Consider the following 1166-nt stretch of genomic DNA (forward strand, 5'->3'; position numbering starts at 1 on the left):
GAGATGAGCTACTTCCTCAACTTGGCTGAAGGGCTTGGCCGTGTAGATGACATCGACCACCTTGGAAACCGTCGTATCCGTGCGGTTGGTGAATTGCTTGCTAACCAAGTACGTCTTGGACTTTCTCGTATGGAACGTAATGTCCGTGAACGTATGTCTGTTCAAGACAACGAAGTCTTGACACCGCAACAAATTATCAATATCCGTCCTGTAACAGCTGCGGTTAAAGAATTCTTTGGTTCATCACAGTTGTCACAGTTCATGGACCAACACAACCCACTTTCTGAGTTGTCTCACAAACGCCGTTTGTCAGCCTTGGGGCCTGGTGGTTTGACACGTGACCGTGCTGGATATGAAGTACGTGACGTGCACTACACTCACTACGGTCGTATGTGTCCAATCGAGACACCTGAAGGACCTAATATCGGTTTGATCAATAACTTGTCATCTTACGGACACTTGAACAAATATGGTTTTGTTCAAACACCATACCGTAAAGTTGACCGTGAAACAGGTGTTGTTACGAACGAAATCGTTTGGTTGACAGCCGATGAAGAAGATGAATTTACTGTAGCACAGGCTAATTCTCGTCTGAATGAAGATGGAACATTTGCTGAGAAAGTTGTCATGGGTCGTCACCAAGGGGTCAACCAAGAGTATCCAGCTAATGTTGTTGACTACATGGACGTATCACCAAAACAGGTAGTTGCCGTTGCGACAGCATGTATTCCTTTCTTGGAAAACGATGACTCCAACCGTGCCCTCATGGGAGCCAACATGCAACGTCAGGCTGTACCATTGATTAATCCTAAAGCACCTTACGTTGGTACTGGTATGGAATACCAAGCAGCCCACGATTCAGGAGCTGCTGTGATTGCTCAGTATGACGGTAAAGTTACCTATGCAGATGCTGACAAGGTAGAAGTTCGTCGTGAAGATGGTTCATTGGACGTTTACCACATCCAAAAATTCCGTCGTTCAAACTCAGGTACTGCTTACAACCAACGTACGCTTGTTAAAGTTGGCGATGTCGTTGAAAAAGGCGATTTCATTGCTGACGGACCTTCTATGGAAAATGGAGAAATGGCGCTTGGACAAAACCCAATCGTTGCCTACATGACTTGGGAAGGTTACAACTTCGAGGATGCCGTTATCATGAGCGAACG

At 45.9% G+C, this 1166-nt stretch carries 1 pseudogene; it reads left to right on the forward strand.

The window, feature by feature from the left end:
- Positions 1-1166: pseudogene (locus M1G12_RS09855) on the forward strand (DNA-directed RNA polymerase subunit beta); the annotation flags it as partial.

It is taken from the genome of Streptococcus mitis, from assembly GCF_023110375.1.
GTDB lineage: Bacteria > Bacillota > Bacilli > Lactobacillales > Streptococcaceae > Streptococcus > Streptococcus mitis_CI.